25 protein-coding genes are annotated in these 23,670 nt (G+C 75.6%); 5 read left to right on the top strand and 20 right to left on the bottom strand.

The features are described 5' to 3' along the window. Positions 1–1,542, bottom strand: a 1,542-nt coding sequence (locus AC3WUG_RS09260; RefSeq protein WP_492327384.1) for an NAD(P)H-hydrate dehydratase, incomplete at its 3' end; no start/stop codon positions are given. Between the two features lie 108 nt (positions 1,543–1,650). Between AC3WUG_RS09260 and AC3WUG_RS09255 the strand changes: the two genes are divergently transcribed. After that, positions 1,651–2,637 carry an LLM class F420-dependent oxidoreductase gene (locus tag AC3WUG_RS09255; protein ID WP_492327383.1) on the top strand — a complete coding sequence of 329 codons (987 nt, stop codon included), beginning with the start codon at positions 1,651–1,653 and terminating at the stop codon, positions 2,635–2,637. A 191-nt stretch (positions 2,638–2,828) separates the two neighbouring features. Here AC3WUG_RS09255 and AC3WUG_RS09250 read toward each other — a convergent pair whose 3' ends face one another. After that, on the bottom strand, positions 2,829–3,182 hold the full coding sequence (locus AC3WUG_RS09250; protein WP_147794323.1) for a holo-ACP synthase: 354 nt from the start codon (positions 3,180–3,182) through the stop codon (positions 2,829–2,831). Further along, entirely contained in the window at positions 3,179–5,032 is a 1,854-nt protein-coding gene (gene glmS, locus AC3WUG_RS09245) for a glutamine--fructose-6-phosphate transaminase (isomerizing) (protein ID WP_492327382.1), read from the bottom strand. Before glmS ends, AC3WUG_RS09250 begins: the two co-directional genes overlap by 4 nt. Before the next feature lie 108 nt (positions 5,033–5,140). Here glmS and coaA point away from each other — a divergent pair, with 108 nt between their 5' ends. Continuing rightward, the gene (coaA, locus tag AC3WUG_RS09240) at positions 5,141–6,103 is read left to right on the top strand and encodes a type I pantothenate kinase (protein WP_308160930.1); all 963 of its coding nucleotides are present in this window, start codon (positions 5,141–5,143) and stop codon (positions 6,101–6,103) included. 53 nt (positions 6,104–6,156) lie between these two features. Here coaA and AC3WUG_RS09235 read toward each other — a convergent pair whose 3' ends face one another. The 7 genes from AC3WUG_RS09235 to AC3WUG_RS09205 all read right to left on the bottom strand — a co-directional run bounded on the left by AC3WUG_RS09235 (position 6,157) and on the right by AC3WUG_RS09205 (position 13,501). Next, entirely contained in the window at positions 6,157–6,792 is a 636-nt protein-coding gene (locus AC3WUG_RS09235; protein WP_492327381.1) for a hypothetical protein, read from the bottom strand. 270 nt (positions 6,793–7,062) lie between these two features. Next, positions 7,063–8,004 (bottom strand): DedA family protein, encoded by a 942-nt coding sequence (locus AC3WUG_RS09230; protein ID WP_492327380.1) that lies wholly within the window; start codon positions 8,002–8,004, stop codon positions 7,063–7,065. Positions 8,005–8,403: 399 nt separating this feature from the next. Beyond that, positions 8,404–9,114 carry a peptide deformylase gene (locus tag AC3WUG_RS09225; RefSeq protein ID WP_492327379.1) on the bottom strand — a complete coding sequence of 237 codons (711 nt, stop codon included), beginning with the start codon at positions 9,112–9,114 and terminating at the stop codon, positions 8,404–8,406. A gap of 13 nt (positions 9,115–9,127) precedes the next feature. Beyond that, entirely contained in the window at positions 9,128–10,477 is a 1,350-nt protein-coding gene (glmM, locus tag AC3WUG_RS09220) for a phosphoglucosamine mutase (protein WP_492327378.1), read from the bottom strand. Between the two features lie 149 nt (positions 10,478–10,626). Continuing rightward, positions 10,627–11,115 carry a 30S ribosomal protein S9 gene (gene rpsI, locus AC3WUG_RS09215; RefSeq protein ID WP_324846752.1) on the bottom strand — a complete coding sequence of 163 codons (489 nt, stop codon included), beginning with the start codon at positions 11,113–11,115 and terminating at the stop codon, positions 10,627–10,629. 35 nt (positions 11,116–11,150) lie between these two features. After that, positions 11,151–11,597: a 50S ribosomal protein L13 gene (gene rplM, locus AC3WUG_RS09210; protein ID WP_147794330.1), complete on the bottom strand. Its 447-nt coding sequence runs from the start codon at positions 11,595–11,597 to the stop codon at positions 11,151–11,153. Positions 11,598–11,806: 209 nt separating this feature from the next. Beyond that, positions 11,807–13,501 carry an ABC-F family ATP-binding cassette domain-containing protein gene (locus AC3WUG_RS09205; RefSeq protein WP_492327377.1) on the bottom strand — a complete coding sequence of 565 codons (1,695 nt, stop codon included), beginning with the start codon at positions 13,499–13,501 and terminating at the stop codon, positions 11,807–11,809. A gap of 88 nt (positions 13,502–13,589) precedes the next feature. Between AC3WUG_RS09205 and AC3WUG_RS09200 the strand changes: the two genes are divergently transcribed. Continuing rightward, the gene (locus AC3WUG_RS09200; protein ID WP_217614933.1) at positions 13,590–14,009 is read left to right on the top strand and encodes a DUF5709 domain-containing protein; all 420 of its coding nucleotides are present in this window, start codon (positions 13,590–13,592) and stop codon (positions 14,007–14,009) included. A gap of 74 nt (positions 14,010–14,083) precedes the next feature. Here the strand turns inward: AC3WUG_RS09200 and AC3WUG_RS09195 are convergent, their stop codons facing one another. Then, entirely contained in the window at positions 14,084–15,076 is a 993-nt protein-coding gene (locus tag AC3WUG_RS09195; RefSeq protein WP_492327376.1) for a tRNA pseudouridine synthase A, read from the bottom strand. Positions 15,077–15,119: 43 nt separating this feature from the next. On the opposite strand from AC3WUG_RS09195, the gene AC3WUG_RS09190 reads away from it, so the two are divergent. Then, positions 15,120–15,893, top strand: coding sequence for an ROK family protein (locus AC3WUG_RS09190; protein WP_492327375.1), 774 nt, complete (start codon positions 15,120–15,122; stop codon positions 15,891–15,893). Positions 15,894–15,913: 20 nt separating this feature from the next. Here the strand turns inward: AC3WUG_RS09190 and AC3WUG_RS09185 are convergent, their stop codons facing one another. Next, positions 15,914–16,342, bottom strand: a complete 429-nt coding sequence (locus AC3WUG_RS09185; RefSeq protein ID WP_492327374.1) for a VOC family protein — start codon at positions 16,340–16,342, stop codon at positions 15,914–15,916. A gap of 107 nt (positions 16,343–16,449) precedes the next feature. Between AC3WUG_RS09185 and AC3WUG_RS09180 the strand changes: the two genes are divergently transcribed. Continuing rightward, positions 16,450–17,481, top strand: a complete 1,032-nt coding sequence (locus AC3WUG_RS09180) for a helix-turn-helix transcriptional regulator (RefSeq protein ID WP_492327373.1) — start codon at positions 16,450–16,452, stop codon at positions 17,479–17,481. A gap of 113 nt (positions 17,482–17,594) precedes the next feature. On the opposite strand, the gene AC3WUG_RS09175 is transcribed toward AC3WUG_RS09180, so the two are convergent. From AC3WUG_RS09175 to infA, 8 genes are all read right to left on the bottom strand, one after another. Then, complete coding sequence (locus AC3WUG_RS09175; protein ID WP_492327372.1) at positions 17,595–19,178, bottom strand: HNH endonuclease signature motif containing protein; 1,584 nt, start codon at positions 19,176–19,178, stop codon at positions 17,595–17,597. A 72-nt stretch (positions 19,179–19,250) separates the two neighbouring features. Beyond that, positions 19,251–19,991, bottom strand: coding sequence for an alpha/beta fold hydrolase (locus AC3WUG_RS09170; RefSeq protein WP_492327371.1), 741 nt, complete (start codon positions 19,989–19,991; stop codon positions 19,251–19,253). A gap of 133 nt (positions 19,992–20,124) precedes the next feature. After that, positions 20,125–20,661, bottom strand: a complete 537-nt coding sequence (rplQ, locus tag AC3WUG_RS09165; RefSeq protein ID WP_158374067.1) for a 50S ribosomal protein L17 — start codon at positions 20,659–20,661, stop codon at positions 20,125–20,127. Between the two features lie 68 nt (positions 20,662–20,729). Continuing rightward, positions 20,730–21,740 carry a DNA-directed RNA polymerase subunit alpha gene (locus AC3WUG_RS09160; protein WP_147794340.1) on the bottom strand — a complete coding sequence of 337 codons (1,011 nt, stop codon included), beginning with the start codon at positions 21,738–21,740 and terminating at the stop codon, positions 20,730–20,732. 145 nt (positions 21,741–21,885) lie between these two features. Continuing rightward, positions 21,886–22,287, bottom strand: coding sequence for a 30S ribosomal protein S11 (gene rpsK, locus AC3WUG_RS09155; RefSeq protein WP_147794341.1), 402 nt, complete (start codon positions 22,285–22,287; stop codon positions 21,886–21,888). Between the two features lie 94 nt (positions 22,288–22,381). After that, positions 22,382–22,762: a 30S ribosomal protein S13 gene (gene rpsM, locus AC3WUG_RS09150; RefSeq protein ID WP_147794342.1), complete on the bottom strand. Its 381-nt coding sequence runs from the start codon at positions 22,760–22,762 to the stop codon at positions 22,382–22,384. 204 nt (positions 22,763–22,966) lie between these two features. Beyond that, positions 22,967–23,080: a 50S ribosomal protein L36 gene (gene rpmJ, locus AC3WUG_RS09145; protein ID WP_013117849.1), complete on the bottom strand. Its 114-nt coding sequence runs from the start codon at positions 23,078–23,080 to the stop codon at positions 22,967–22,969. Positions 23,081–23,154: 74 nt separating this feature from the next. Further along, positions 23,155–23,376, bottom strand: a complete 222-nt coding sequence (gene infA / locus AC3WUG_RS09140) for a translation initiation factor IF-1 (RefSeq protein WP_146838576.1) — start codon at positions 23,374–23,376, stop codon at positions 23,155–23,157. Positions 23,377–23,670 lie beyond the last annotated feature (294 nt).

Raw genomic sequence — 23,670 nt, 5'->3', positions numbered from 1 at the left:
GCCGTGCACCAGCGCCGCGGCCGCCGCGAGCGCCGCCGCGAGCGGGGGGTCGTCCAGCACGTCCGCGGCCCGGCCGGCGAGCAGCGCCCCCAGCACGCCCGCGAGCACGTCGCCCGCGCCGGCGGTGGCGAGCCAGCCCGGGGCGTCCGCCTGCGCGTACACCGCGCCGCCCGCGCCCACGACCACCGTCGTCGAGCCCTTGAGCAGCACCGTCGCGCCCGTCAGCTCGTGAGCCCGGCGCGCCCACCGCAGCGGCTCCGCCTCGACCGCGGCCCGCTCCACGTCCTCACCGAGCCGGCCCAGCAGCGTCGCGAGCTCGCCGGCGTGCGGGGTGAGCACGCACCACGGCGCCAGCTCCCGGGGCGCCAGCGCCAGCGCCCCGGCGTCGAGCACCGCGGGCAGCCCCGCCGCGAGCGCCGCGCGCAGCGCGTCGCTCACCCGCCGCGCCTGCTTGGCGTGCCCCGGGTCCACGCCCGGTCCGAGCAGCCACGCCTGCACCCGGCCGGTCCCCGCGACGACCTCGGGCCGGGCGGCCAGCACCGACCGCGCGACCCCCGACGGCCCCACGTACCGGACCATCCCGACGCCCGACAGCGCCGCGGCCGACACCGTGAGCACCGCCGCGCCCGGGTACGACGGCGTCCCCGCCACGACGCCGAGCACCCCGCGGCTGTACTTGTGGTCCTCCGGCCCGGGCACCGGCCACAGCGCGGCGACGTCGGCCGGGGCGAGCCGCGCGACAGCGGGGTGCTCCGGCAGCACCAGGCCGAGGTCGACCACCTCCACCCGGCCGGCGCGCCGCGACGCGGGCGGCAGCAGCAGCCCGGGCTTCGCCGCGCCGAACGTCACCGTCAGCCCGGCCGGCAGCACCGGGCCGCCCGGCAGCGACCCGTCGTCCACACCCACGCCGCTCGGCAGGTCGACCGCCACGACCAGCGGGCCGCCACCCGCCTCCGTCGCGCCGCGGGGACCGCCGACGGTGCTGCCCGCGTCCTCCGACTCGAGGAGGTCGGCGAGCAGCCCGGCGAGCAGGCCCGCGACGCCGCGCGGCGCGCCCCGGCCCCCGATGCCGAGGAGGCCGTCCAGCACGACGTCGGCGGCGTACGCCTCCGCCACGGCGTCGCCGAGCCAGACGCCGGGCAGGCCGGCGGCGTCGCCCGGGCGGTCCTCGCCGCGCGGGGCGGCCCCGCGCGGGGCGCCGTCGTCGTCCGCCCCCTGCTCGACGGCGCGCACCGCGTGCCCACCGGCCCGGAGCAGCGCCGCCAGCCCTTCCGCGTGCGGCGCGTCCGTCGCGCACACCGCGACCACCCGCACGCCCCGCCGGGCCAGGTGGGCCCCCGCGTGCAGGGTGTCGCCGCCGTTGTTCCCCGACCCGACCAGCGCCACCACCGTCGCGCCGCGCACCTGTCCGCGACGGTCGGCGAGCTCCGCCTCGACCCGCGTCGCGAGGGCGGACGCCGCGTGCTGCATCAGCGGCACCCCCTCGGCGAGCAGCGGCTCCTCCGCCGCACGGACCTCGGCTGCCGTGTACCCCAGGATCATGCGTCCATCCTGGCCGAGGCCCGCGCCGGGCGCGCGTGGTCGCGGGCGGGCGCTGCGTGCGTGGTCGCCGTCCGGCGCTCCCCCCGCTCCGGGGATAGGTTGCGGCACATGCGCTTCGGACTCTTCATCCCCCAGGGCTGGCGGCAGGACCTCACGGGCATCGAGGCCCGCGACCACTGGTCCGTCATGAGCGGCCTCGCCACGTACGCCGACCAGGGCGACGCCTTCGACTCCATCTGGGTCTACGACCACTTCCACGCGGTGCCCGAGCCCAACGGCGAGGCCACCCACGAGGCCTGGAGCCTCATGAACGCCTACGCGGCGACGACCAGCCGCGTCACGCTCGGCCAGATGTGCACCTGCATGGCGTACCGGAACCCGGCGTACCTCGCGAAGGTCGCGGCCACGGCCGACATCATCTCGGGCGGCCGCGTCCAGATGGGCATCGGCGCCGGCTGGTACGAGCACGAGTGGCGCGCCTACGGCTACGGCTTCCCGACGGCGGGCGAGCGGATCGCCATGCTCGACGAGGGCGTGCAGATCATGAAGCAGCTCTGGACCAACGGCGTCGCGACCCTCGACGGGCGGCACTACCAGGTCGACGGCGCCCAGCTCGCCCCGCTCCCCCTGCAGGTCGACGGCCCGCCGCTGTGGATCGCGGGCGGCGGCGAGCGGAAGACCCTGCGCGTCGCGGCCGAGCACGCGGCGTACACGAACTTCGACGGCACCCCGGAGGGCTTCGCGCACAAGAGCCGGGTGCTCCAGGAGCACTGCGCCGCGATCGGGCGGGACGTCGACGAGATCACGCGGTCGGCCAACTACAACGTCGTGATCGGCGCGACCGAGGCCGAGGTCGACGACCGGATCGCCTGGGTCGAGGAGCACTACGCGCGCACCGTCCCGGACAAGGCCCCGGGGGTCGCGGAGGAGTTCCGCCGCGGCCCGCTCGTCGGCACCCCGGAGCAGATCGTCGAGAAGCTGACCGAGCTGCGCGGCCTGGGCATGACCTACGCGATCACGTACTTCGCGGAGGCGGCCTACGACCGCTCGGGCATCGAGCTCTTCGAGCGCGAGGTCGTCCCCGCGCTGCGCTGACCCGGCGTCCGCGTGCGGCGCCCGCGCCGGGCGCGGTCGTGCGCGCCGAGCGCGGTCGTGCGCGCCGAGCGCGGTCGTGCGCGCCGAGCGCGGTGGCTCCGGCTGCCTCGCTCGGCGCGTCGCACCGCGCTCGGCGCGACGCCGGGCGCGGGCACGTGCCGGGCGCGGCCCGGGCCGCGCGTCGGGACCGCTCAGTCCGACTCCGCGACCACCATCGCCGACGCGATGCCGGCGTCGTGGCTCAGCGACAGGTGGAAGCGGGTGACGCCCCGGGCGGCCGCCGCCGCCGCGACCGTGCCGGTGACCTCGACGACCGGCTGCTCCCCGCGCACCCGGCGCACCGTCGCGTCCTGCCAGGACATCCCCGCGGGCGCACCGAGCGACTTCGCGATCGCCTCCTTCGCGGCGAACCGCGCGGCCAGCGACGCCGGCGCCAGCTCCCGCTCCTCGGGCGTGAACAGCCGCTCGCGCAGCGCCGGGACCCGCTCGACCGTCGCCAGGAACCGGGCGACGTCGACGACGTCGATCCCGACGCCGACGATCACTCGACCGTGACCGACTTGGCCAGGTTCCGCGGCTGGTCCACGTCCAGGCCGCGGGCCGTGGCGAGCTCGCACGCGAAGATCTGCAGCGGCACGACCGAGAGCAGCGGCGCGAGCAGCGTCGGGCTCTGCGGCACGTAGAACACCTCGTCGGCGTACGCGCGCACCGCCTCGTCGCCGTCCTCCGCGATCACCAGCGTCCGCGCGCCGCGCGCCCGGATCTCCTGGATGTTGGAGACGACCTTCGAGTGCAGCGAGTCGCGGCCGCGCGGGCTCGGCACGATGACGAACACCGGCTGCCCGGGCTCGATCAGCGCGATCGGGCCGTGCTTGAGCTCGCCCGCGGCGAAGCCCTCGGCGTGGATGTACGCGATCTCCTTGAGCTTCAGCGCGCCCTCCAGGGCCACGGGGAAGCCCACGTGCCGGCCGAGGAACAGCACGGAGGAGGTGTCCGCCATCCACCGCGCGATCTCCCGCACCCGGCCCGAGCGGTCCAGGACGTCCTGGATCTTGTCCGGCATGGCCCGCAGGTCCTCGAGGATCTCCGCGATCTCGTCCGCGAACTTGTTGCCGCGCAGCTGCGCCAGGTACAGGCCGAGCAGGTAGGCGGCGGTGATCTGCGCGAGGAACGCCTTGGTCGACGCCACGGCGACCTCGGGGCCGGCGTGCGTGTAGAGCACCGCGTCGGACTCGCGGGGGATCGTGGACCCGTGGGTGTTGCAGATCGCCAGCACCTTCGCGCCCTGCTCGCGGGCGTGCCGGACGGCCATCAGCGTGTCCATGGTCTCGCCCGACTGCGAGATCGCGACGACGAGCGTCCGCTCGGTCAGGATCGGGTCCCGGTACCGGAACTCGTGCGCCAGCTCGACCTCGACGGGGATCCGGCACCAGTGCTCGACGGCGTACTTGGCCACGTGCCCGGAGTACGCGGCCGTGCCGCAGGCGATCACGATGATCTTGTCGACCGACCGCAGCACCGACTCGGAGATCTTGAGGTCGTCGAGCACCAGGCGGCCCTGGGTGTCCGTGCGGCCCAGCAGCGTGTCCTGCACGGCCTGCGGCTGGTCGGCGATCTCCTTCTCCATGAAGGAGCGGAAGCCGCCCTTCTCCGCCGCGGCGGCGTCCCAGTCGATGGTGTACTCGCGCCCCTCGGCGGGGTTGCCGTCGAAGTCCGTCACGGTGACCGAGCGCGGCGTGATGACCACGACCTGGTCCTGCGCGAGCTCCAGCGCGCGGCGGGTCTCCGCGATGAACGCGGCGACGTCCGAGCCCAGGTAGTTCGCGCCCTCGCCGAGCCCGACGACCAGCGGCGAGTCGTGCCGCGCGCCGACCACCGTGTCCGGGTGGTCCTCGTGCACCGCGAGCAGCGTGAACGTGCCGTGCAGGCGGCGGACCACCTGGCGCATGGCCTCGCCGAGGTCCTTGACCTCCGCGTACGCGCGGGACAGCAGGTGCGCGACGACCTCGGTGTCCGTCTCGGAGAGCAGCTCGGCGCCGTCGGCCAGCAGCTCCTCCTTGAGCACGGCGAAGTTCTCCACGATGCCGTTGTGGATCAGCGCGAGGCCGCCCGCGACGTGCGGGTGCGCGTTGACGTCGGTCGGGCCGCCGTGGGTCGCCCACCGGGTGTGCCCGATGCCCGCGGTCGCGCCCGGCAGCGGACGCTCCTCCAGGAGCCCCGTCAGGTTCACGAGCTTGCCGGCCTTCTTGGCCGTGGCCAGGCCCTCCGGGGTGACGAGGGCGACGCCCGCCGAGTCGTACCCGCGGTACTCGAGGCGACGCAGACCCTCCAGGACGACCCCGAGCGGTCGGCCGTCCGGCCCATGGTCACCGACATACCCGACGATTCCACACATGGGCGGGAGTCTAGCCGCGGCGCGGGGCGCACCGCCGCGGCGCAGGTCACGTCCGCGCGACCCCTGCTCCCGGCGGGCGCGACCGGCGGCATCGTGCAGAATCGTCGGGTGCGCGCCACCGACGTCCCCGGGCAGACCTCCCCGTACGTGGAGCTCGACCGGGACTCCTGGGTCCGCCTGTCGGAGTCCACGCCACTCCCCCTCACCGACGACGACGTCACCCGGCTGCGCGGGCTCGGCGACCCGATCGACCTCGCCGAGGTGGACGCGATCTACCGGCCGCTGTCCCGGCTGCTCGACCTCTACGTCACGGCGACCCGCCGGCTGCACGCGGCGTCGTCGACGTTCCTGCGCGAGGACACCCCGCGCACCCCGTTCGTCATCGGCGTCGCGGGGTCGGTCGCGGTCGGCAAGTCCACGACCGCCCGGCTGCTGCGCGAGCTCATGGCCCGGTGGCCCGCCACCCCGAACGTCGCCCTGATGACGACCGACGGGTTCCTGCACCCGAACGCCGAGCTCGAGCGCCGGGGCCTCATGGACCGCAAGGGCTTCCCCGAGTCCTACGACCGGCGCGCGCTCCTGCAGTTCGTCTCGAAGGTCAAGGCCGGCCACGACGAGGTCCGCGCGCCGGTGTACGACCACGTCACCTACGACATCGTCCCCGGCGCCGAGGTGGTCGTGCGCCGGCCCGACGTCCTGATCGTCGAGGGCCTCAACGTCCTGCAGCCGGCCCCGTCCGCCGCCGGCACGTCGAGCACGTCCAACCTCGCGGTGAGCGACTTCTTCGACTTCTCCATCTACGTCGACGCGCGGACCTCCGACGTCCGGCAGTGGTACGTCGAGCGGTTCCTCTCCCTGCGGTCGACCGCGTTCGCGCGGCCGGAGTCGTACTTCCACCGGTACGCGGGCCTGAGCGACGCCGAGGCCGTCGCCCGGGCCGAGAGCATCTGGGACGCGATCAACGCACCGAACCTGGTGCGGAACATCCTGCCGACCCGCAGCCGCGCGACCCTCGTGCTGACCAAGGGCGGCGACCACTCGGTCCGCCGGGTGCGGCTCCGCAAGCTCTGACCCGTCCCGCGGCCCGCTCCGCCTCCCCGGGGAGGACGCCGCCGGTCGGCCGGTCAGCCGCCGGTCGGCGACGCCGTCGCGCGCGGCCCGATCAGCTCGACCGGGTAGTGCTCCACGTCGACCGCGTCCAGCGCGCCCAGCCCCTCCGACACGGCGACCGGCAGCGTCCCGCAGCCGCCGGCCGGCAGGATCACGCGCACCGCGGCGCCCAGCGCGTCCACCAGCCAGAGGTCCGCGCGCCGGGCGTCCGCCGCGCACGGCGCCGCCGAGGTCCCCGCCGCCGGGACGGTCGACGACGCGGTGAGGGCGGTGACCAGCGGCCGGACGTCGCCCTCGAGCCGGGTCGCGGTCACGGCGGCCCAGCGACCGGCCGCGTCGGTCAGCGTCTCCCCGGTGGTGCACAGCACCGCCGACACCGCCGTGAACTCGTCCGGGACGGGACCCGCCTCCGGCACGTCGGGGTGCGCCGTGCTGCTCGCGCCCGCGCCCGCGAACCCGAGCGCGGCGAGCACCTGGGGCGCCAGGCAGTCCGCGCCCGAGGACACCGACGCACCGGCGGCGGACCGCCGGGCGGCGTCGGCGGTGGACGCGGACGGGTCGCCGCCCGCGCACGCGGCGAGCACCGCAGCCAGGGCGACGGCCAGGAGGCCGGCGCTGCCGGAACGGAGGCGCGGAGCCCGAGCAAGCACGGTCCGGGCGGCCACGGTCGGGGCGGGGGCGGTCCGGGCGCGCGCGGCTCGGGGGCCCCCGGGTCGGGCGGGCGGGGTCCAGGACAGCCGGTTCCGGGGTGCGCGAGGACGCGGTGCCACCATGTCGCCGCCGCCCTCCGTCGCCCGTACCCCTGCCCAGGGCGAAGGCGCGGGCACGGGCCCGGCCTCCGCCGTCGGGGGCGACGCCGTTGTGGCCCGGATCGAGGGTAGGCGCGGCGACCGGCCCGGTCGGCCGACGATGCGGGATCGTTAGCGGGCGGGGCCGGATCGTTGCCGGGACGTGACCCGGCGGTCCGGGACGGCAGCGCCGCGCTGCGGCGCGGCGGCCGGGGCGGCCGGGGCGGCGGACGGGACCGCGCACAGGGCGACGGGAGCCCCGGCGGCGACGGCGGCAGCACGGGCGGCGGCGGGCACTCCGACCCCCGGCCCCGGCGTGTCCTCACCGGCGGCGTCGCGGCGCCCCGCGACGGCCCGTCCGGCGACGGCCCGTCCGGCGTCGTCCCGTCCGGCGGCGTCCGAGCCACCGGCGTCCTGACCCCCGCCGTGCCGCCTGGCGGACATCGGCGCGGGCGTGCGGTCCAGCCCGGTCCACCGGCGCAGCACCCAGTCGATCCCGATGCCGACCAGGGTGCCGACGACCACACCCGCGACCACCGCGATCGTCGGGTGGTCCGCGAGCCACAGACCGGCCCCGGCCCCGACGGCCGAGCCGTAGACCGCCCAGGTCAGGGCGGCGAGCGCGGTGAGCCCGACGAACCGCTTGCGCGGGTAGCCGAGCGCCCCCGCGGTCATGTTCACGGCGACCCGGCCCACCGGGATGTACCGCGCCGCGAGGATGAACGACGACCCGCGGTGCTCGAGCGCGTGCTCGGCCCAGGCGAGGGCCTGGCGACCGCGCGTGGTACGGAACACCCGGAGCCGGTGCACGTCGACCTTCGAGCCGATCGTGTACGCGATCTGGTCGCCGACGAACGCGCCGAGCGCGGCGGCCAGCGCCACCAGCACGATGTTCGGCGAGCCGTGCGCGACCGACAGCGAGGCGAGCGCGATCACGACCGACTCGCTCGGGATCGGCGGGAAGAAGCCGTCGATCGTGGCGAACAGGAACAGCGCCGGGAACACCCACACCGAGTCCGCCAGCATCGGCACCCAGCCCTCGATGGCGCTGATCCAGTCCTGCAGCACGTTCATCAGCTCCCGGGTCGTTCGACGGCTGCCCTCGGGCGGGTCGGCCGTCGTCCACGCTAGGTGCGCGCCGGCGGCCGTGACATGGGGGACTCCCCCGAGTCCACCCTGGTCCTCCCCCCATCCTGACCGGGACGGTCGCACCGGGCATCGGCCCCCGGGACGACGTGCCGCCGGCCCGGGTCCGCCTCCCGGCGGAGCGGCGCCGCCCCCACGGACGACCCCGCGCGCCCAGTGCACCACGGGGGTCCGACACGGGTCACGGGGATTCGGTGACGTCCCGGTGAACGCTGCGTTCCGTGCCGGGGACGGTGCCGGTGGGGTCGCCGGGCAGGGCCGAGCAGAGCCGAACAGGGGCGGGCACCGCCGAGGCGACCGCGCCGGAGCCGTGCGGACCGCGCGGCCTCAGCCCTCGAGCGGGAAGCCGAGCGCGCGCGCCGCCTCGGCCGGGCGGGGCTCCGTCGCCCAGTGCGCGCCGAGCTCGTCGGTCGCCGATAGCGACCGCGGGTGCGCCCGGTCCAGGTACAGCGTCCCGTTCAGGTGGTCCGTCTCGTGCTGCACGATGCGCGCGGGCCAGCCCTGCACCACCTCGTCCAGCGCGGCACCAGTCTCGTCCTGCCCGGTGAGCCGCAGCCGGCGCAGCCGCGGCACCACGGCCTGGTACCCGACGACGCTGAGGCAGCCTTCGTAGAAGGACACCCGCTCCGGCTCCTCGCCCGGGACCGGACCGTACGCCGGGTTCACCAGCACACGGAAGGGCAGCGCGGGGCGCTCGCGCACCCGGCCGGTCTCGGTCTCGCCCGCACCGGGGTCGGCGAGCACCGCCAGCGCCAGGGGCAGGCCGATCTGCGGCGCGGCGAGCCCGACGCCCGGCGCCGCGTGCATCGTCCGGCGCATGAGCGCGACCAGCGCCGCGAGCTCGTCGTCGCCGACCTGGCCGTCGAACGGCACCGCGCGCATCCGCAGCGCGGGGTGCCCGGCCTGGACGATCGGCACGGTGCCCGACGGGTCGGCCGCGCCGGCGTCGAGCAGCCGCAGCACGTGCTCGCGCACGACGGCGGCGGGCCAGGTCGCCTGCGGGGCCTCCCCGGCGCCCGCCCCGGTCGTCGTCGTCACCGCGCCCCGGTCCTCAGAGCGCCAGGCGGTCGCGCACGACGTCGGCCAGCTGCGAGGCGACGCGGTCCGCGTCGTCCTGCGTCGCGGCCTCGACCATGACGCGGACCAGCGGCTCGGTGCCCGAGGGGCGCAGCAGCACCCGGCCGGTCGACCCGAGCGAGGTCTGCGCGGCGCCGACGGCCGCGGCCACGTGCTCGTCGGAGCCCGCGCGGTCCTTGTCGACGCCCGGGACGTTGACCAGCGTCTGCGGCAGCCGGCGGACCACCGCGGCGAGCTCGCTCAGCTTCTGGCCGGTCGCCGCGACGCGGGAGGCGAGCTGCAGCGCCGTGAGCGTGCCGTCGCCCGTCGTCGCGTGGTCCGCGAGGATCACGTGCCCGGACTGCTCGCCGCCGAGGTTGTACCCGTGCGCGCGCATGGCCTCGAGCACGTAGCGGTCGCCCACGCCGGTCTCGACCGTGCGGACGCCCGCCGCCTGCATCGCGAGGCGCAGGCCGAGGTTGCTCATCACGGTCACGACGAGGGTGTCGTGCGCCAGGATCCCGCGCTCGCGCAGGTCGAGCGCCAGCACGCCCATGATCTGGTCGCCGTCGACCAGCGCGCCGGTGTGGTCCACCGCGAGGCACCGGTCGGCGTCGCCGTCGAACGCCACGCCGAGGTCCGCGCCCGAGGCCACGACCGCGGCCTGCAGCTGCTCGGGGTGCGTCGAGCCGCACGCCTCGTTGATGTTGCGGCCGTCGGGCGACGCGTTGATGACCACCACGTCGGCGCCGGCCTCGCGGAGCGCCGCGGGACCGACCTCGGAGGCCGCGCCGTTGGCGCAGTCGACGGCGACCCGCAGGCCCGCGAGGTCGTGCCCGAGCGTCGACACCAGGTGCTCGACGTACTGCTCCCCCGCGCGTCCGGTGTCCGAGCGGATCCGGCCGACGGCGGCGCCGACCGGGCGCTCCCACGCGCTGCGCAGGCGCTGCTCGATGGCGTCCTCGAGCTCGTCGTCGAGCTTGTGGCCGCCGCGGGCCAGGAACTTGATGCCGTTGTCCGGCATGGGGTTGTGCGACGCCGACAGCACGACGCCGAGGTCGACGTCCAGCGCGCCGGTCAGGTGCGCGATGGCGGGCGTCGGCAGCACGCCGACGTTCAGCACGTCCACGCCCGCGCTCGCCAGGCCCGCGGCCACGGCGGCGGACAGGAACTCGCCCGAGGCGCGCGGGTCCCGGCCGACCACGGCGCGCGGCCGGTGGCCGGCGAACTCGCCGCGCTGGCCCAGCACGTGCGCGGCCGCCACGGACAGGTCGAGCGCCAGCTCGGCGGTCACGTCCCGGTTCGCCAGGCCACGCACCCCGTCGGTGCCGAACAGTCGTCCCATCGAGGACCCCCTCGTCGTCGGGGCCGCCGGGGCGGCCTCCTGCATCGTGCCAGGCCCGCGCGTCACCGCGCCGGGCCCGGGCACCGGAACGGCCGGTGGCCCCGAGGACGGAACCTCGGGACCACCGGCCGCGGTCGCTGATCGGTGGATCAGCGCTTGGAGTACTGCGGGGCCTTGCGGGCCTTCTTGAGACCGGCCTTCTTGCGCTCCACGACGCGCGGGTCGCGGGTCAGGAAGCCGGCCTTCTTCAGCGCCGGGCGGTTGTGCTCCGCGTCGATCTCGTTCAGCGCGCGGGCGATGCCCAGGCGCAGCGCGCCGGCCTGGCCGGTCACGCCGCCGCCGCTGATGCGGGCGATGACGTCGAAGCGGCCCTCGACCTCCACCAGCTTCAGCGGGGAGTTCACGAGCTGCTGGTGCACCTTGTTCGGGAAGTACTCCTCGAGGGTGCGGCCGTTGATCTTCCACTGGCCGGTGCCGGGCACCAGGCGCACGCGGGCGATCGCCTCCTTGCGGCGGCCCAGGGCCTGCCCGGGAGCCGTGAGGCTCTGGCCCCGGCCCGCGGGGGCCGCGGTCTCGGAGGTGTAGCTGCTGGGCGTCTCGCCGCCCTCGAGGTCGATGTCGACCGTGGTCTCGGCCATGTGTTTCGCGTCCTGTTCCGGTGTGCTCGAGGGCGTCAGCCCTGCGCGACCTGGGTGATCTCGAAGGGCTTCGGCTGCTGGGCGGCGTGCGGGTGCTCGGCACCGCGGTAGACCTTCAGCTTCGAGAGCTGCTGGCGGGCCAGCGAGGTCTTCGGGAGCATGCCACGCACGGCCTTCTCGACCGCACGCTCGGGGTGCTTGTCGAGCAGGTCGGTGTACGTGGTCGCCCGCAGACCACCCGGGAAGCCCGAGTGGCGGTAGGCGAGCTTGGTCTCGCGCTTGTTGCCGGTCAGCGCGACCTTGTCCGCGTTGATGACGATGACGAAGTCGCCGCCGTCCACGTGCGGGGCGAAGGTCGCCTTGTGCTTGCCGCGCAGCAGCGTGGCGACGTGGGTGGCGAGGCGGCCCAGGACGACATCGGTCGCGTCGATGACGTACCAGTTCCGCTGGACGTCGCCGGGCTTCGGGGTGTACGTGCGCACGGTCGTTGCCTTCTCTATGTCTCTGACTGTGTCCACGGCAATCCCGTAGAAGCCGGGGTCAGCCGATGAGTACCGTCGGTGCGTCGCCCGTGGACCGGTGAGTGGGAACGCACCAGGGTCGACACCGACGGACGCACAACGACTCACCAGGGTAGCCGCCGGTCCGGGGGGCGGTCAAAGCGACGTCGGTCACCGCCTCGCGGCCCTGCTCAGCGCGCCCGCGCCACCCGGCCGGCGTCCCACACGGGCTCCGGCGTCTCCACGACCGCCCCGTCCTCGCCGAACACGAGGAACCGGTCGAACCCGCGGGCGAACCACCGGTCGTGCGTCACCGCCAGCACCGTGCCCTCGAACGCCGCGAGCCCCGCCTCCAGCGCCTCCGCCGAGTGCAGGTCCAGGTTGTCCGTAGGCTCGTCGAGCAGCAGCAGCGTCGCACCGCCGAGCTCCAGCAGCAGGATGTGGAACCGCGCCTGCTGCCCGCCGGACAGCGTCTCGTACCGCTGCTCCGCCGACGCCACGAGCTCGTACCGGTCCAGCGCCTTGCTCGCCGGCTCCCGGCCCATCCCCGGCCGCCGCCCCTCCCCGCGGTGCAGGATCTCCAGCAGCGTCCGCCCGGCGAACGCCGCGTCCTGCGCGTGCTGCCGGTTCTGCGCGAAGAACCCGGGCACCACGCGGGACCCGAGCCGGGCGACGCCCGTGTGCGTGACGGGGTCGATCGGCAGCTCCCCCTCGGCGGGGGCCTGCTCGGGCTGGGGGTCGCTCCCGCCCGCGGCCAGCAGGCGCAGGAAGTGCGACTTGCCCGACCCGTTCGACCCGAGCACGGCCACGCGCTCGCCGAACCACACCTCGAGGTCGAACGGCTTCATCAGGCCCGTCAGCTCGAGCCGCTCGGCGACCACCGCGCGCTTGGCCGTCCGCCCGCCGCGCAGCCGCACCCGCACGTGCTGGTCGTGGGCCACCACCTCGGGCGGGCCGGCCTCCTCGAACTTGCGCAGCCGGGTCTGCGCCGCGGAGTACCGGGACGCCAGGCCGTCGTTGAACGCCGCCTTCGTCTTGAGCGTGTTCACCAGCGTCACGAGCTTCTGGTGCTCCTCGTCCCAGCGGCGCGCCAGCTCGGCCAGCCGCTCGCGACGCGCCTCCCGGGCCTCGGTGTACGTCGTGAACGTGCCCCCGTGGACCCACACCGTCGCGCCCGCCCGCGCGGGCTCCAGCGTCGCCACGTGCGTCGGCACCCGGGACAGCAGCTCGCGGTCGTGGCTCACCAGCAGCACCGTCTTCGGGCTGTCGAGCAGCCGCCGCTCCAGCCAGCGCTTCGTCGGGACGTCCAGCGCGTTGTCCGGCTCGTCCAGCAGCAGCACCTCCTGCGGGCCGCGGAGCAGGGCCTCCAGCACGAGCCGCTTCTGCTCCCCGCCCGACAGCGTCCGCACGCCGCGGTGCTGCGCCCGGTCGAACGGGACCGACAGCACCGCGTCCGTCACCCGGTCCCAGTCCGCCTCGACCTCGTAGCCGCCGACGTCCGCCCAGTCCGCGAGCGCCTGCGCGTAGCGCATCTGCGAGGGCTCGTCGTCGACCTCCATCATGTGCAGCTCCGAGGCGGTCAGCTCCGCCGCCGCCGCGCCGATCGCGCCCGTCGCGAGCGACGCCAGCAGGTCGCGCACCGAGCGGTCGTCCGCGATCCGGCCCACGTCCTGCCGCATCACGCCGAGGCCGCCCGTGCGGACCACCGCGCCGTCGTGCGGCTGCTCGTCGCCCGCCACGATCCGCAGCAGCGTCGACTTCCCCGCGCCGTTCGGACCGACCAGCGCGGTGCGCTGCCCCTCGCCGACTCGCAGGTCGACGCCCCCGAGCAGCGGACGGCCGTCGGGGAGCACGTAGCGCACGTCGTGCACCTCGAGATGACCCATGGCGCCGATCGTCCCAGGTGTCCCGGCGAGGTCCCAACCCGATATCCGTGCGGTGGCAGGGCGGGAGGTGCGGTGCCAGGCTCGACGCATGAGCGAGAACACCCCTGCCACGAGCACCGACGCCGCCACCGGCGCCGAGGGCGACGCGGACCAGCTCCCCGCCGAGGACACGCTGGTCGGACGCGGCGTCGACGACCTGCTGGACGAGGGCTACAGCCCGCCCGAGCGCCCGCGCCCCGCGTCGAGCCACTTCGGCGAGACGGCCTGGGAGGAGTCGCGCGGCGAGACCCTCGACCAGCGCATCGCCCAGGAGGAGCCCGACGTCTGGGACGACCCCGACCGCGCGCCCGACCCGTCCCGCGAGCCCGACCGCGCCGGCCGGCTGCTCGAGGACGACGACGCCGTGGAGTCCGGCGGCAACGACCAGTTCGCGCTGGACGCGGGCGTCGACGGCGGCGCGGCGAGCGCCGAGGAGGCCGCCGTCCACATCGTCGACGAGGAGGACTGACTCCACGCCTCCTCCCGACGGGTGAGGGCGGGCGGCGGGCACGGGTGCGGGGGCACCGGCGTCCGCCGTCCGCGTCACTCCGCCGCGGGATCCACCGGGCCGGTCGCGGGGGCGCCGGCCGGGGTGGGGGCTGCTTGCACGTCGCCCGCCGAGCGCATCGCCCGCGTCCGGAGCTGGCGCGCGGCCAGCTCCGCGTCCGGCGGGTACACGACCTCCTCCAGCGTCAGCCCGTGCGCCGCCACCACCGCGCTGCCCGGGTCGCGCCGCCCGCCGACCAGCAGCTCCGCCGGCCAGTCCACCGGCCGGCGGCCCTCCCCCACCGCCAGGCTCGCGCCCACGAGCGCGCGCACCATCGAGTGGCAGAACGCGTCCGCGCGCACCGTCGCCACCACCAGCCCGGCGTCCGGCCCGTCCGCGGGCCGCTCCCACGTGAGCTCGTCGAGCGTGCGGATCGTCGTCGCCCCGGGCCGAGGCTTGCAGTACGCCGCGAAGTCGTGCCGGCCCAGCACCCGCCCCGCCGCCTCGTGCATCGCGCCGACGTCGAGCGGCCGGCGGGTCCACAGCACATGCGCGCGGCGCAGCGGGTCGCGCAGCGCGGGGTCGTCGCAGACGCGGTAGACGTACCGCCGGGCGACGGCCGAGAACCGCGCGTCGAACCCCTCGGGCGCGACCCGGACCGCCGTGGCCACCACGTCCGGCGGCAGCACCCCGCCCAGCCGGGTCAGCAGCGACTCCTCCGGCGTCCGGTCCGACCGGCCGGGCACCGCGGCCCACGCGCCCGCCGGGACGTCCACGTGCAGCACCTGCCCGCGCGCGTGCACACCCGCGTCCGTGCGCCCGGCGACCGTCACCCGGGGCGGCGCGTCCCCGCGGTGCTCCGAGCGCAGCACCAGCGCCAGCCCGTCCTCGACCACACCCTGCACCGTGCGCAGCCCGGGCTGGCGGGCCCAGCCGGCGAAGTCCGTGCCGTCGTACGCGAGGTCGACGCGGACGCGGACGGGGGCGTCGTCGGCGGCCGCGGGTCGGGTCGCGTCGGCGGGAGGCGGGTCGAGGGGCTGGTCGGGCACGCCCCCGAGGGTACGGGTCGGGTGCCTGCTCTACCGTGGTCCGGTGCCCACGCCCGACCCCGCCCCGTACACCCTCGCCGTCGACTGCGGGGGCGGCGGCATCAAGGCCTCCGTGCTCGACGCGTCCGGCACCCTGCACGCCCCGGCCGTCCGCGTGCCCACCCCGTACCCCCTGCCGCCCTCCCGGCTCGTCGACACCATCGCCGACATCGCCGACCGGCTCCCGCCCTTCCAGCGGGCCACCGTCGGCATGCCCGGGATGATCCGGCACGGCGTCGTCGTGGCCACCCCGCACTACGTCACCCGCTCCGGGCCGCACACCCGCGTCGACCCCGAGCTCGTCGACGCCTGGTCCGGCTGCGACATCCGCGCCGCCGTCGAGCAGCGCCTCCGCGTCCCCGCCCTCGTCCTCAACGACGCCGAGGTGCACGGTGCCGGCGTCGTCTCCGGCACCGGGGTCGAGCTCGTCCTCACCCTGGGCACCGGGCTCGGCTCGGCCCTGTTCGACGGCGGCCGGCTCGCCCCGCACCTCGAGTGGTCGCACGCCCCGGTGCGTCGGTTGACCACGTACGACGAGTACATCGGGCAGATCCAGCGGGCCCGGCTCGGCGACGGCCTGTGGTCCCGCCGCGTCCGGCAGGTCGTCGAGGGCCTGCGGCCCGTCGTGCTGTGGGACCGGCTCTACCTGGGCGGCGGCAACTCCCGGCAGATCACCCCGCAGGTGCTCGCCCGGCTCGGCGACGACGTCGTCGTCGTGCCGAACCAGGCGGGCATCGTCGGCGGGGTGCGCGCCTGGCAGCTGGGCGGCGACGCCTGAGCTCCGGGGCCGGGCCGGGCCTAGCCCGCGTACGGCGCCGCGACGTCGAGGACCCACGTGACGCCGAACGGGTCGCGCACCATCCCGTAGAGCGGCGCCCACGGCGACGGGGCCAGCGGCACCAGGACCGTCGCGCCCGGCGCGGCCGCGAGCCGTTCCCAGCGCGACGAGATCTCCTCGACCGAGGCGCCGCGCACCGACACGTAGAACGCGTCCGTCCCCGCGTCCCACGGCCGGGCCGCCGGGACGTCGAACGCCATGACGTGGAAGCCGTCCTCCGAGAGGACCTGACCCCAGAGCACCAGGTCCGCCTCGGCCGGGTCCTCGACGGGGCCGGCGTCGCCGTGCGTGGCGACGGTCAGCTCGCCGCCGAACACGTCGCGGTAGTGCTCCAGGGCCGCCCGGGCGTCGCCGCGGAAGTTCAGGTGGGTGGTGGTCGTGATGGTCATGGTGTCTCCTCGACGGGGTGGTGCGCGCGGCCGGTCGACCGGCGCGGGCACCACACTGGGACGTGCTCCGGACAGGTCGTGTCCGGATAGCGCGGCAGGATGGGTCCGTGCCCACGACCGCGCCCCGGCTGCTCGCCCTGCTCTCGCTCCTGCAGGCGCGGCGGGACTGGCCCGCTGCGGTGCTCGCCGACCGCCTCGACGTCACCGACCGGACCGTGCGCCGGGACGTGGACCGGCTGCGCGAGCTCGGCTACCCCATCACCAGCACCCGCGGACGCGAGGGCGGGTACCGGCTCGACGCCGGGTCGCGGCTGCCGCCCCTGCTGTTCGACGACGAGCAGGCCGTCGCGCTCACGGTCGCCCTGCGCACCGCCGCGGCGTCGGGTGCCGGCGTCGAGGAGGCCGCCGAACGTGCCCTGCGCACCGTGCGCCAGGTGCTGCCCGTGCGGCTCGCCCACCGCGTGGACGCCGTGCCGGTCACGGTCATGACCGCCGCGGGCACGCCGACCGTCGAGCCGGCGGTCCTCGTGGCGATCGGTGCGGCCGTGCGGGGGCGGGAGGTGCTGCGGTTCGGTTACGCCCCGCGTGCGGGTGCGGCTGCGGGCGCGGACGCGGACGCGGGCGATGACGCGGCCGGCGCCGACGAATCGCCGACCCGCCGCGTCGAGCCGCACCACCTCGTCGCACGGAGCGGCCGCTGGTACCTCGTCGCGTGGGACCTCGACCGCGAGGACTGGCGGCTGTTCCGCGCCGACCGCGTCCGCCCTCGCACGCCGGGTGGGGCGCGGTTTGTCCCACGGGACCTCCCGGGCGGGGACGTCGAGGCGTTCGTCGCAGCCCGGTTCCGCGGGGCGGCCACGCCGGACGACGGCTGGCGGTGTCGAGGGACGCTCATCCTCGACGCCGACGCCCGCGACGTCGCGCCGTACCTGCCGGACGGGCTGGTCGAGGACGTGGGTGCAGGCCGGTGCCGGATCACGCTGGGGTCCTGGTCGTGGGTCGCCCTGGCGGCGTCGGCGGCGCGGTTCGACGCGACGATCCTGCACGTCGAGCCGCACGAGCTCGCCGACGCCTGCGCGCTGCTGGCGAACCGGTTCGAGCACGCCGCCGCCACGGCCCGGCACCAGCCGCCCATGTGACCCGCGCGCGCCCACCTCGCTCGGGCGACACGGTCACGGACCGCCCGACGTCGACCCGACCACAGGTGAGACGTCGCCGACGACCGCCCCACCCGAGTCCGCGCCGGCCCTCGTCAGAACGGCGGACGTGACGCCGGCGGGCGCACCGGTCCGGTCAGGTGCAGCGTGGGCTCCTCGGTCCCCGGTCTGACGCGGAACGCATGCCCGGTGGGGGTGCGCCAGACGAACTCGCCGGCGGTGGGTTGGTGCACGCGCAGGATACCGGCGGTCTTGAGCCGGTGGTGGGTGCGGCACAGCGGCCCGAGGTTGTGGGCGCAGGTCGTGCCGCGCGGTCGCGGTGGTGCGCCGTCGGGTGGTGGGTCGTACGCGATGGTGTGGTCGAGGTCGCAGCGTGCGGCGGGCACGGGGCAGCCGGGTGCGGTGCAGTACTTGTCGCGGTGCCGGACGTGCTCGGCCAGGGCGGCCGGTGGCCGGTAGGTGGTGCGTCCGACGTCCAGGACGGTCCCGGACAGCGGGTCGGTGACGACGCGCCGCCAGGTCGACCCGAGGTCCAGGGCCATGGCCCGGGCCTGCTGGGCGTCGATCGGGCCGTACCCGGCCAGGTCGCCGGGCTGGTCGTCGGCGCCCATCAGCGTCGACAGCGGGACGGTGACGTGCACGACGGTCCGCGGGCCGGTCGGGTCCACGCGGGCGGTGGCCTCGTCGGCAGGGGGCGCTCCCTCGCTGGGAGCCGCCGTGGGCGGGCCGGAGGGGTGGAGGTCCTCGTGGGCGCCGTCCCGCCGGGACGGCAGCACGGTGCCGTCGGGAGCGATCAGGTTCGCCCCGCGGCCGAGGACGCGGTCGACGAGCTCGTCCGCGCGCAGCTGGTCCAGGGTCCGGGGGTCGCCGGCCTCCCGGGACCGGCGGGCGAGGGCGTCGAGCACGCCGTCGACCCGCACGGCCTCGGCCGCCGGGAGCACGGTCCACAGCCCGGCCATGCCGTCCTGCAGGACCCGGGGCCGGGACACCGTCCGGCAGGACCGGGCGGTGCGGTGCCGGTCGGCGGCCCCCTCGGGGTCGACCCGGTTCAGCGCCCGCGCGACGTCCGTGCGCACCTGCGCGACGGACCGGCCCGCGACCCGCGGCAGCACCTGCGCCTCGACCGCCGCCGCGACGTCAGCGGGTTCGTCCCCGGCGCCCCGCACGATCGCCCGCGCCTTGGCCGGCTCGATCCGCCCGTCGGCCAGCGCGGCACCGGTCTCGGCCAGCGCGCCGGCGTAGGCGAGGCCCTCCCGGATGAGCATCGCCGCCTCACCCGGCGCGACCAGCAGCCGCGCGGACAGGTCGGCCGCGGCGACGTCGGCGTGCACGAACGCGGTGCCGTCGGGCAGCGCCCGGCAGACCGCGGCGATGTTGGGGTGCCGCAGGTCGGGGTGATGCGCCAGCGCCGCGGCCGCCGCGGCCGCGATCGCGTGGGCGTGCGCGGCGATCCGCCGCGCCTGCACCACGACCTCGGACAGCTCGTACGACGGCACCGCCCCCAGGTCCAGCCCGTCCAGCTCGGCCAGCAGCGCCGCCCCGGCCGGCATCCCGTCCCACCGCTCCCCGAGGCCGGCGCCCGCCCCGAGGCCGTCGCCCATCCCCGGCGCGCCACGACCCGCGGCGCGCCGAGCACCGTGGGCGTCGGCCGCGGAGCGGTCCTGCGGGTCATCGGGCATACGGCCACGCTAGGACCCACCCCCCGCCTCGCCCGCGAGCCGCCCGGGCCGCCCTGGGGACGACGCACGCCCTCACCCCTGTGGAGGACTCGCCGCCCCGTCCCCGCGCCCCTGCACGGCGTCGACCGCCCCCAGGACCGCGCGCGTGAACCCCACGGGGGCGGTGAGCGACACCAGGTGCGTGGCGCCCGGCACGACGACGAGCCGCCCGTCCCGGCACGCCCGGAGGAACCGCCGCTCCTCGCCTCGGAAGTGGTCGTACCGCCCGTTCACGAGCCACACGGGGGCGGCGACCCGCGCGAGGTCCTCGACGGGCGTCGCGTCCCGCATGGCCCGGAGCACGTCGTCCATCACGTCGAGCGCGAACCCGCCGGCGGCGACGTCCGCGGCCGCGGTCGGCGTCAGCACCCGGTCGACCATCTGCTGGTTCAGCCCCGCTCCCGCGTCCGGCAGCCGCGCGATCCCCCGGGCGAGCACCGCCCACCCGTCGACGAGCGCCACGAGCGGGCGCGTCGAGCACGCCGCCGCGACGAGCCCCGCGACCTGCGCGGGCCGCCGCGCCGCGTGCGCGATCCCGACGTACCCGCCGAGCGAGAGCCCGACGACGAGCGCGCGCCCGCCGAGGGCGTCGACGCCCTCGGCCACGGCGTCGACGGCCGCGTCCAGCGTGAACCGCTCCCCCCGCCGCTCCCCGTGGCCCGGCAGGTCGACGGCCAGCGCCTCGACGCCGTACGCCCGCAGGGCCTCGACCTGGGCGCGCCACATCGTCCGCGAGGTGCGCAGCCCGTGCACGAGCACCACGGGAACCGTCATGCCCGCGACGCTACCGGCCGCCGGGCTCGGCGCACCCGCCCGCCGAGGCGCACCCGCCCGGCGCACGCAGAAGGGCCCGGGCCCCGCGAGCGTCTGCTCGCGCGACCCGGGCCCTCCCGGTGCTGACGTCAGGTCAGGCCTTGTCGGCCTCGTCCTTCGTGTCGGCGGCCTCGGCCTCGGGGGCGTCGGTCGCGGTCTCCTCGACCGTGGTCTCCTCGGCGGGGGTCTCCTCCGCCGGGGTCTCCTCGGCCTTCGGAGCCGCCTTCTGCGCGGCCTTGGTGGCCTCGCGGACGACGGCCTGCTTCGGCGAGACGGGCTCGAGCACGAGCTCGATCACGGCCATCGGCGCGTTGTCACCCTTGCGGGGGCCGATCTTGGTGATGCGGGTGTAGCCACCCTGGCGCTCGGCCATCTGCGGGGCGATCTCCACGAAGAGCTCGTGGACGACCGACTTGTCGCGGACGACGGTGAGGACGCGGCGGCGGGCGTGCAGGTCGCCACGCTTGGCGAACGTCACCAGGCGCTCGGCGAGCGGGCGCAGGCGCTTGGCCTTGGCCTCGGTCGTCGTGATGCGCTTGTGCTCGAACAGCGCCGTGGCCAGGTTGGCCAGGATCAGCCGCTCGTGCGCCGGGCCGCCACCGAGCCGGGGACCCTTGGTGGGCGTAGGCATGTCGTTACTCCTTGGTTCCAGTGATGGGCCGGCGGGTCACGCTCGTGCGCGCGCCCGCCTCCCCGGCATCAGTACTGCTCGTCCTCGGTGAAGTCGCCCTCGTCGCCGTCGTAGTACGCGGCGGCGGTGGGGTCGAAGTCGAGCGGGCTGTCCTTGAGGGACAGGTTGAGCTCGGCCAGCTTCTCCTTGACCTCGGTGATCGACTTCGCACCGAAGTTGCGGATGTCGAGCAGGTCGGCCTCGGAACGCGCCACGAGCTCGCCCACGGTGTGGATGCCCTCGCGCTTGAGGCAGTTGTACGACCGGATGGTCAGCTGCAGGTCCTCGATCGGCAGCGCCAGGTCGGCGGCCAGGGCCGCGTCGGTCGGCGACGGGCCGATCTCGATGCCCTCGGCCTCGACGTTCAGCTCGCGGGCGAGGCCGAACAGCTCCACCAGCGTCTTGCCGGCGGACGCCAGGGCGTCGCGCGGGCTGATCGCCGGCTTGGTCTCGACGTCGACGACGAGCTTGTCGAAGTCGGTGCGCTGCTCGACACGGGTCGCCTCGACCTTGTAGGTCACCTTGAGCACCGGCGAGTAGATCGAGTCGACCGGGATGCGGCCGATCTCGGCCTCGAACGACTTGTTCTGGTTGGCCGACACGTAGCCACGGCCGCGCTCGACGGTCAGCTCGATCTCGAGCTTGCCCTTCTCGTTCAGCGTGGCGAGGTGCAGGTCCGTGTTGTGGACCTCCACGCCGGCCGGCGGCACGATGTCCGCCGCGGTCACGTCACCCGCACCCTGCTTGCGCAGGTACATCACGACGGGCTCGTCGTTCTCCGAGGAGACGACGAGGTTCTTGATGTTGAGGATGATCTCGGTGACGTCCTCCTTGACGCCCGGCACCGTGCTGAACTCGTGCAGCACGCCGTCGATCCGGATGCTCGTCACGGCCGCGCCCGGGATGGACGACAGCAGGGTCCGGCGCAGGGAGTTGCCGAGCGTGTAGCCGAAGCCGGGCTCGAGCGGCTCGATGGAGAACCGCGAGCGGTACTCCGAGATGACCTCTTCGGTCAGGGTGGGGCGCTGTGCGATGAGCACTTCGGGGTTCCTCTCAGCGTGCGTCCGCCATATGACGCAGCGCAGGTACTCGCTGGGCGGCGCGGGTCTCGGTCCACCCGCGCGACCGGCCGGCACCGCCACGGGCGGGGGATCGCTCCCCCGCCCGTGGCGGCCCGGCTACGGGTCAGACGCGGCGGCGCTTCGGCGGACGGCAGCCGTTGTGGGCCTGCGGCGTCACGTCCTGGATCGAGCCGACCTCGAGGCCGGCCGCGGTCAGGGAGCGGATCGCGGTCTCGCGACCGGAACCCGGGCCCTTGACGAAGACGTCGACCTTCTTCATGCCGTGCTCGGCGGCCTTGCGCGCGGCGGCCTCGGCGGCCATGCCCGCGGCGTAGGGGGTCGACTTGCGCGAGCCCTTGAAGCCCACGTCGCCGCCCGACGCCCAGGAGATCACGGCGCCGCTGGGGTCCGTGATCGAGATGATCGTGTTGTTGAAGGTGCTCTTGATGTGCGCCTGGCCGTGGGAGACGTTCTTCTTCTCCTTGCGGCGCGGCTTGCGCACGGAACTGCGGGTCTTCGGAGGCATCTGCTCGTTCTCTCTCGCTGCTGGTCGTGAGGTCGGTGCCCCGTCGCGGCGCGGGCGGCTGTCTTCAGGACAGGCCCGGCGGGCCGCGGGCGGGTTACTTCCGGCCGGCCTTCTTCTTGCCGGCGACGGTGCGCTTCGGGCCCTTGCGGGTGCGCGCGTTGGTCTTGGTGCGCTGACCGCGCACCGGGAGGCCGCGGCGGTGACGCAGGCCCTCGTAGCTGCCGATCTCGACCTTGCGGCGGATGTCCGCGGCGACCTCACGGCGGAGGTCGCCCTCGAGCTTGAAGTTGCCCTCGAGGTAGTCACGGAGGGTGACGAGCTGGGAGTCGTCCAGGTCCTTGACGCGGGTGTCCGGGCTGATGCCGGTCGCGGCCAGGGTCTGCTGGGCGCGGGTACGGCCGACGCCGTAGATGTAGGTGAGCGCGATCTCGAGCCGCTTCTCGCGGGGGAGGTCGACGCCGACAAGACGTGCCATGTGCCTTTCGGCTCCTTGGACTTCGATCGGAGGTCTGCCGCACCGTCCTCCCGCGGGTTGAAGCGGGCCCCGGCCTCCGAGCCGGGGGTTCACCGGTGGCGACCCGCCGTGGCGGGTGCGCAGCCGGTTCGGCGATGCGCTTGGTGCCGGTCCGTCAGGATCCGGCGGCGGTGCTGCTCAGGTGCGTCCCGAGCGGCAGGGCGTTCAGCCCTGGCGCTGCTTGTGGCGCAGGTTCTCGCAGATCACCTGGACGCGACCGTGCCGGCGGATCACCTTGCACTTGTCGCAGATCTTCTTGACGCTGGGCTTGACCTTCATGGCCTGTTCCTCCGCCGCCGATGCGCCGTGGTCCCTCGCGGGACGCAGGCCGACGGCGATGCTCGTTCGGTCGGTTACTTGTAGCGGTAGACGATGCGCCCGCGGGACAGGTCGTACGGGCTCAGCTCGACCACCACCCGGTCCTCGGGGAGGATCCGGATGTAGTGCTGGCGCATCTTGCCCGAGATGTGGGCGAGCACCTTGTGACCGTTGGTGAGCTCCACGCGGAACATCGCGTTGGGGAGAGCCTCGATCACGCTGCCCTCGATCTCGATGACACCGTCCTTCTTCGCCATGTCCTCCGCTAACTCTTGTCCTGAACTGCCGGTCCACGCCGTCGTCTCCCCCCGGCGGTGCCGGCGGGTCCGGTGCGGACGTGGTGGACGTGCCCTGGTCCTGGCGTCCGGCGACCGTCCTGCACGCGCACGACCGCGGTGCGGTCGGCTCGGGCGGGACGTGCGACAGCGCGAGGGCGCACACCCAACGGACGATCATACGCCATCGGGCGCCGTCCGGGAAACGCGGTGCGGCTCCGTCAAGCGGACGCGCCGGGGCCGGGCACGACGGTCTCAACGCTCGCGGCGCACGGG

The sequence above is a fragment of the Cellulomonas sp. EB106-03-03-XG116 genome (assembly GCF_058792015.1).
This window is presented reverse-complemented; position numbering and strand designations above follow the sequence as displayed.